6 protein-coding genes are annotated in these 8,093 nt (G+C 53.7%); 3 read left to right on the top strand and 3 right to left on the bottom strand.

Going from position 1 to position 8,093, the window contains the following annotated elements; genetic code table 11:
* The first annotated feature begins 315 nt into the window (after positions 1 to 315).
* A complete protein-coding gene (locus C173_RS07530; protein ID WP_155991331.1) occupies positions 316 to 1,584 on the top strand; it encodes a PucR family transcriptional regulator in 1,269 nt (422 codons plus the stop codon).
* Here the strand turns inward: C173_RS07530 and C173_RS33575 are convergent, their stop codons facing one another.
* Complete coding sequence (locus tag C173_RS33575) at positions 1,585 to 1,848, bottom strand: GNAT family N-acetyltransferase (RefSeq protein WP_235191811.1); 264 nt, start codon at positions 1,846 to 1,848, stop codon at positions 1,585 to 1,587.
* Between the two features lie 192 nt (positions 1,849 to 2,040).
* Between C173_RS33575 and C173_RS07525 the strand changes: the two genes are divergently transcribed.
* Positions 2,041 to 3,744 (top strand): DUF4127 family protein, encoded by a 1,704-nt coding sequence (locus C173_RS07525; RefSeq protein ID WP_036723751.1) that lies wholly within the window; start codon positions 2,041 to 2,043, stop codon positions 3,742 to 3,744.
* A gap of 123 nt (positions 3,745 to 3,867) precedes the next feature.
* Entirely contained in the window at positions 3,868 to 4,596 is a 729-nt protein-coding gene (locus C173_RS07520; RefSeq protein ID WP_036723747.1) for a hypothetical protein, read from the top strand.
* 12 nt (positions 4,597 to 4,608) lie between these two features.
* On the opposite strand, the gene C173_RS07515 is transcribed toward C173_RS07520, so the two are convergent.
* Both C173_RS07515 and C173_RS07510 read right to left on the bottom strand, forming a co-directional pair.
* The gene (locus C173_RS07515) at positions 4,609 to 6,225 is read right to left on the bottom strand and encodes a response regulator (protein ID WP_162174675.1); all 1,617 of its coding nucleotides are present in this window, start codon (positions 6,223 to 6,225) and stop codon (positions 4,609 to 4,611) included.
* The gene (locus C173_RS07510; RefSeq protein ID WP_036723742.1) at positions 6,200 to 8,092 is read right to left on the bottom strand and encodes a cache domain-containing sensor histidine kinase; all 1,893 of its coding nucleotides are present in this window, start codon (positions 8,090 to 8,092) and stop codon (positions 6,200 to 6,202) included. Before C173_RS07510 ends, C173_RS07515 begins: the two co-directional genes overlap by 26 nt.
* Between the last annotated feature and the right edge of the window lies 1 nt (position 8,093).

Here is an 8,093-nt window from a genome sequence, read left to right as displayed (position 1 = left end):
AAAAAGCGAAATAAAGAGCATATCTACGACAAGTACCGATTTTATACGGAGGACTCCGGGATAAGGGGGTCGCACCGAGTGAGGCGGATGTAGGCGAAAAACCGAACACATTGGGCCAGCGGGGGTCGAGCGCGTCTGACACCCGCCCCATGTAAGCTATCGCTCCACGTTATTTTGCTTTTGACGCAAATTCTTCATGATATGTCAGGTTTTCTACTGAAATCTGTTTTATTCCTATAGGCAACTGCCAGACGCTGTAATATAATGTAATCACTTATATAAGCTTCGGCTATTCTTGGGGTTGGGGTGGGAACATTGACAGAAGCAGAGCCATCATTTGACCGTTTTTTTGACAGTATGGAATCCCTGGCGGATACGCTCAGCGAATCGCTCCAGTCCCAGGTTACGATTGAGGACAGCAATCATCATGTGATCGGGTACAGCTCCCATCAGACGGAGAGTGATCCGGCGCGGATCTCGACCATCATTGGCAAAAAGGTGCCCAGCACGGTCATTATCGGTCTACGCAAAAAGGGAGTTATGCATGAGCTGGAGAGCAGCATTCATCCGATCCGCATCCCTGCGGTAATGGAGGTCGGGCTTGGCCCGCGGCTGGCCATGTGCATCAAGCACCAGCAGGAGATTCTGGGCTATATCTGGGTGGTAGACCGGGGGAATCTTACCGAAGGGCATGCGGAGCGTATCGTGGAGAAGGCTGCCGGGATTGCCGGACGTCATCTGCTGAAGCAGCGCGGCTGGAAGACGAAGCAGGAGAAGACGTTCGAGGACTTCTTTTGGAAGCTGCTGACCTCGCATTATGAGAGTGAGCCGCGAATCCGCCAGGAGGCAGAGGCCGGGGCGATTCTGCTGCCGGAGCGTTATTATATCGGGGTGCTGGAGAGCAGCAGGCCGGTTGATGAGCATTTTTTGCAGAAATTCCGCAGGGTGATGGCTACCTATACCGGGCAGCGGCTGCTTTTTCAGACCGCCGAGCAGAACCGGCTAATTATTCTTTTCTCCTTTATATTTCCGGTGGAAGGGACCGGACGTCTGTCTTCGTTCCTGCACAAGCTGCTCGGGGAGCTGGGCCAGAGCGAAGGCGGCAGGCTTACGGCAGGGTGCAGCCCTGAATACCGCGAATATACCTCCGCCGCTGAAGCGTACCGCGAAGCGCTGCAGATTCTGGAGTTGAAGAAGCTGCTGCCTTATCATACCCGTGAGCTGCTGCTCTATGAAGAGATCGGGTTCTGGGCGTACCTTCCGGCGATTCTGGAACAGAAACGGAGCCGCCCGCGCCGGAGCCTGCTGCTCTATCCTTTGAAGGAGCATGACCGTGAGCATAAGAGCGATCTCCTGAAAACCCTCGCCGTATATTTGTCGCTGGACGGGAATTTGAAGGAATCGGCCGCTTTTCTGCATATTCATACCAATACCTTAATGTACCGCCTGAACCGGATCACCGAGATTACAGGCAGGAGCCTCAAGGAGACCGACTACCGTACCTCCATCTACCTGGATCTTCTGACCGAGGAGACCGCGCAGGTAAATCTATGGTTCCAGGAGGCTGCCGGGTCCACAGAGTAGCTAATGTTTTCGGGCGATCCGAAAGGCATTGGTAGCCGCTTCAAAGCCGATTTGAGGATAGAACGTTAAAGCTTCCTCAGAAGACAAGAGTACGATGGCTACTTGATCTCCCAAGGTCTGCTGAAGGAGTTCTACCAGGTCTTTGCCTATATTTTGCTTCTGATACTCTTTGATGACAGCCAAGTCTGAGAGGTAACAGCAGTAACAATAGTCTGTGATGGCCCGTGCTAAGCCTACTACACGCTCACCGTCCCAGCAGCTGATAATGCCTCCGTGTATATTAATTTTTCTGAATAATACTGAATTAATATAGAGAGTCTGCCTTTCAACTGGGTAGGCTTTTTATATTTTTTATTATTTTTTAAGTTCTGGTTGTAATCCATCTGTGTAAATTACCTTATATAGTGAGGGCATCTGTTCTGAGCCTATCTGCTAACTAGAGGGAGCGTGACATCAATGAAGAAAGTGCTATATGTACCATTGGATGATCGGCCTGTTAATCTGGATGATGTGATTGTGCAGGGGAGATCGGCGGGCATTGATGTGATCACACCGGATGTAACGGATCTTAAGAATCGCCTGGATTCGCAAAAGACAGCATCGGGCACAACCCTGCTGACCACCTCCTCACCGGCCTACGGAGATACCGCCAAGATCCGGCAATGGATTCTGGATCATGCGGCGTCGTCCGTGGACGGTTTTATTCTCTCGGCGGACATGCTGGCCTACGGGGGGCTGATTGGCAGCCGCCGTCTCCGGGCGCATGCGGGTGGTGTCTACCCGGCGTATGACGCTGCAACTACAGACTTGCTGGACGTCATCCGTGAAGTGAAGCAAGCCTGCCCGGACAAGCCGGTGTATGTAATGGATACAATTATGAGGCTGGCCACCACCTCTTTTGCGGAAGGGCTGGACCTCGCGGCCTATACGGAGTCCCGCAACTTCATGCTTCAGCCGCGCAGGAGCTTCACACAGTTCGAAGATATTCTCAGTGGGTATAACCTGTCCCCGACTGGCGACTATGGCAGTACGGCTACTTTTGATAAAGAGCAGTATTACAATACCAGAGCGCATAAGTTCAAGACGAACCGCTATATTCTGGAGGTGCTGGCGCAGGAAGGCTCTATTGATTTCTTTGCAGTCGGTGTGGATGATGCCAATACCCAGGGCGTGCAGATTAACGAGATTCACTATATGGAAGCAGGCATTAATGAATGGCTGGGCGGGACCCAGGGGCAAAATCCGGACCGGGCCGTCATTCTCCCGGATGCAGACGGACTGGGACAGTCCTTACTGGCGCGGATGGCGAATCAGCTCTACCGGAACGGAGCCACAACCAGGTATACCGTTGAATATTTCGGACCGCATGGCTCTACCCTTACGAGTCCGTATGAATATATGGATGTGCATCAGAACATCCTGCGCCATCTGGATATTGTAGGGGGTGAGGCGGTAGGCGATGCCCGTGAGGTGGAGATTATTGCGATTACTGCAGCGGATCAGGTGCTGGCTGCGGTTAACCGTATCGAGGATAACGATTCCCGCCTCGTCCCTTCGGTAGTGATTGACTGTGTCGGCGCAGGTGCAGCAGATGCAAGTATAACTGAGGCTCTTCTGGGCAGCAGGCATACTGGCGCGCTATTAGGATATAGCGGCTGGAATACGCCGGGGAACAAAATCGGCCTCGCACTGGGCATGGCCCAGGCCCGATATGCTTATATCGTTACAGAGAGCGATGCGGCGGCGCTGGATCTTGCGGTTAACGCTCACGGCTCGCTGCTGTTCAAGCGCTTCCTGAAGGATTACTTCTACAAAAGGCTTGCGATTGGTGAAATCCGGACGTACTCCAGAGCCCATTCGCTCTATGAGAATGTTGCAACGTTTACAGATCAGAACATGTTGTTGTTCAATAGCCCGGAGGATTACGCTCATCTCGAGGCCCTGCTGAGAGAGCGGATGCAGACACACACGGCCACGCTTGCCGGGACGGGCGCCTTCCTGATCGGAAGTGCTGAACCGGCGTGCAGTATCCGGCACATTAACGGGGGCAGTTGGGTCTTCTCCGAATACGCCAGTGCAGTACTTCCATACGATGATCCCGATTATATTTGGGGCCGTGCCTTTGAGATTACTTTGAATCCTCATGTCACGTTAGAATAATAGGTGTTTCTGACCGGCAGCTCTCCGTGGATAGATTACGGGGGGCTGTTTACGCACCAATAGGAGGCCCGACACGTACAATAACCTATATTTCATGGCAAGAAGACGAAAGGGGGAAGCAGAATGGGGTATGGATACGCGGCTCCGGCAGATCCGGCATTTGAGAGCAGAATGCGGGGGGAGATTATTGCGGCAGCCCGGGCAATGAATGTAGGGGGGACAGATTTCTCGACCTTCGAGAATTCCCGCTGCAATCCGAGGTATTGGACCCGTACAGGGGGCGGTGGATTTGAGCTGAATGCAAATGTCACTCCTTCGGCGGCGATTAATGATATTTTTGTGAATGGACAGCTGTATGCCTTTGAATGTGCTATGGCGATGGTGATGATTCTCTATAAAGCGACCATCAACATGATCGGAGAGGCGGCCTTCAACCGTAATTTCACCGGCCTGTACCTGTGGGACTGGAACTATGACAGCAATCTGAAGCTGATTACCACGTTCAACCGGAATGAGCTGCAGCCGGGCGATGTGGTCTATTTCAAGAATCCCGACCATGATCCGGCTAAGCCGGAATGGCAGGGGGAGAACGCGATTATGTTGTCCAGAGACAGCTACTACGGACACGGGCTCGGGATTAAGAATGCCACTCAGATGATAACCTCGCTCAACAGGGAGCGGGTGCCGGGCAGCCGGACGTCTGCCTATCTGGCGGATGAGGGGCTTCACCCGGATTTTGCCTATATTGCTTCTCTCGGCAACTCACGACTGAGCCCGCCGATCTCCGCCAAAGTGAATGTAAAAACGGCCATCTTCTCCAGAATAGGTACGAAATCCTATATTGTCCGCTAGAGCGGCAGCGGTCTAATCCTTGGCCGAACGGAACTTGAGCGGGTGCAGGCCGGTGGTTTTTTTGAAAACAGTACTGAAATAATGGGGATTCTCATAGCCGACCCGCTCTGAGATCTCCATGACCTTCAGGTCCGTGGTCAGCAGCAGCTCCTTCGCCTTGCCTATGCGGATCTGGGTGATATAGTCGGTAATGGTTCTGCCGGTCTCCTTCTTGAATAGCAGGCTGATGTAGTTAGGTGTCAGAAACACCTCCTCGGCAATCCTGGACACGGACAGCTCCGAGGCGTATCCCTCCTGAACGATGGTGCAGATGCTGCTGACGATCCGGCTGTTCCTGGAGGTGTTCTTGCCTGCTACATAAGCGCTTAAGTCATGCAGGAGCGACAGCATATACGCCTTAAGGCCGGTGATCGTGGTCTGCTGGTACAGCTTATCCATGATGCTAATCCGGTCGCTTAGCACCTGCTCGATATCCTCATCTATCTCATACAGGGCTCTGGCGGAGGTGAAAATCATCTCTGCGCAGATACTCTGCACGTATTCAATTCTATGCTTGGGACCGGCCAGTCCATTGAACAGCTGCTCCAGCAGCCGGGTGACGGTGTCTGTATGTCCTGCCTTCAATTCATTCATCAGCCGGGCCTGGAGTTTATAGATAAAGGTGCTCTGCAGCTTCTCCGTGTCGGGCTGGATATCATTAATGTAGAGGACGGAGGCAGGCCCGGTATAGAATTTGTACACCAGCGCAGCCAGCGCATCCTTATAGGAATCCTCAAGCTGGCCCGCCAGCGGACAAGCCCGCCCGATGCCGACGGAGGCATCCAGCCGCAGATACTTCTGAATATTAGCGATGATTTGTTCGCAGGTCTCGGAGATGGAGTGGGACGGAGGTGTCTGCGGGGTGCAGATCACCATAATGAATTCGTTCTCGCTGGCTACGAAGCTGATGGCGCAGGGGTGGCTGTCCAGGCTCTCCTGAATGATATTTTGGATGGAAAAGTAGAGCAGCTGCTTATGCTCCTCTGAGTATTTATCCACCGCGCTCCGGTATTCATCCAGCTGGAGTACACAGACGCTGAGAAGCGTCCCCTGCTGGAAGGGCAGGTCGAAATACTGTATCTTCTGCCAGATCTCCTCCTCCCTGCGGTAGAGGCCGGCAATCAGATTCTGGAGGAATTTCTCCCGCAGCAGCGGCATACTGTCTTGAAGCTGCTGCTTAAGCTGCTCCAGATCCAGCTGCTGCTCGTGTTCCTCTGTCAGCTTGGCCACCGCCTGGCGGAAGACACTGCGGATCTCGGGCAGCTTGACCGGCTTCAGAATATATCCCTCGGCGTTCACCTTCAGCGCCTCCCGGGCGTAGGAGAAGTCCTGGGCGCCGCTGATAATAATAATCCGGGCCCTGCAGCCTGCCTCCCGCAGCTTCTCTGCTAACTCAAGCCCCCCCATTAGCGGCATCATAATGTCGGTGAACAGGATGTCCGGCTGGAGCTTCAGGCATAATTCGTAGGCCTCCAGCCCGTCCGAGGCTTCCCCGATAATCTCAATCCCGAACTCTTCCTGCCAATCGAACACACGGATCAGACTGCTGCGGATAAACGGCTCGTCATCTGCTATGATCATCGTTAACATCTTCATTCACCTCATTCCAAGTAGTGACCACCGGGAACCGGATGACAGCCAGCAGACCGCAGCCGTCTTCGGTATTGTCGTAATAACGGATGCCGTAGGACTCTCCAAAAAACTGCCGGATCCGCATATGCACATTGCGGATGCCGTAAGACTGGCTGCCCGGCTGCGGGTCTGCCAGCAGCTGGTTCAGCCGTGCGGGATCGGCGCCTATTCCATCGTCGAACACGGAGATGCTAAGCAGCTCCTGCGTCTGCTCTACCCGGATGCGGATCGTGCCTGTTCCCCGCCGCCGCTGGATGCCGTGAATCAGGGCATTCTCCACCAGCGGCTGGAGACTAAGCTTCACCACCAGACATTCCTCTGCGAGCGCCCGGTCCGTCTCCTCCAGCTCATAGTGAAGCCGGTCCTGGAAGCGGAACTGCTGAATCTGCAGATAGCTCTCGACCTGCCGCAGCTCATCGCGGAGCGGGATAATATTGCGGCCCTTGCTCAGGCTGTACCGGAAGAAATCCGAGAGCGAGGTGACCATGCTGCTGATCTCGGGAATATCGTGGTTAATGGCAATCCAGTTAATGGAGTCCAGGGTATTGTAGAGAAAATGCGGATTGATCTGGGCCTGGAGCATTTGCAGCTCGGCTTCCTTTTTGCGCAGCTCGGTGACGTAGAGCTTGTCGATCAGCGCCTTAATCTGCTGGAGCAGCTTGTTGTAGCGGTTGAATAAATAGGAGAATTCGTCCTTGCGCCGGTAACGGATGGGGATATTGAAGTTCCCGCTCTCGGCATGCGACATTGACTGGATGAACTTGCGGATCGGAGCGGAGATATTCTCGGACAGCAGCAGGGCCATCAGGAAGGAGATGAGCATGCAGATGACAATTACGGCATACATCACCCGGCGGAAGGAGACCAGCTCCCCATTCAGCTCACGGACAGGCGAGAAGGACAGGATGGTCCAGCCGGTATTCTCCAGCGTCTTGTACGAGACGAGCATCTCCTCGCTGCCGACAGAGTGGCGGAAGGAATGCAGTCCGGATGAGTGGTCTGGAGAGAGAGGGTTGCTGGTACTGCCAGCAGGGCCTATAGTCAAGCTAAGCTTGCTGTAATAATCCTGAGCGGCGATATTCTGGCCGATGAGTGACGGCTCGGGGCTGATGGCGATCGTTCCGGCTCTGTCTGCGATATAGACCTTGCTGCCGGGGGTAGGCTTATAATGCTCCAGCAGCGTGCCGAATTCGGCTACCGGGATATCAAGGGTGAGCAGTCCGACATAGGGCAGCTGTGCATGCCGGATACCGAACAGGCGCTTCGCGAATTTGAGGGTGAATCTGGAATCCAGTGAGCTAAGGCCCACCACGGCAAAATCGGCTTTGGCCGGAATGCTTAAATACCAGGGCTTCAAGGTAATAAGATCGATATTGAATACACGCCGTGAGAAATTATATTGGGTATATTCCGGCCGGTTCAGCATATAGAGCATAGGGACGAAGCTGTTGCCGGAGGTCCCGTTCGCGGGGAAATCCTCAAGGATTTTGCTAAGGGCGGCCAGCTCATTAATGATTCCGGTGCTGTCTGCGGGCCGGTTGGAGGAGATGAGGTCAGCGAATTCAGAATTCAGGTACAACGCGGTCATGGATTGATTGGCGGCTTCGAACCGCCGGGCCAGATTATCCTGAACCAGATTGAAGTTATTCTCAATCGATGTATTCATATTCCGGGTAATGATCCCGGCGGATTTGTTATAGATGGTGACCGAGATGATCGTGGTCGGGAGAAGAACGAGGAAGAGAAAGTAGAGGATCAGCCGGCTGCGGATGCTGAAGTTATACAGGAAGAGAGCCTTCGACAACGAATCGTAATATTTCTTCATC

Origin of the sequence: Paenibacillus sp. FSL R7-277 (genome assembly GCF_000517965.1) — a bacterium.
Lineage (GTDB): Bacteria > Bacillota > Bacilli > Paenibacillales > Paenibacillaceae > Paenibacillus_AQ > Paenibacillus_AQ silagei.
The sequence above is the reverse complement of the archived record's forward strand: the minus strand, read 5'-3'. Positions and strand labels throughout refer to the sequence as shown.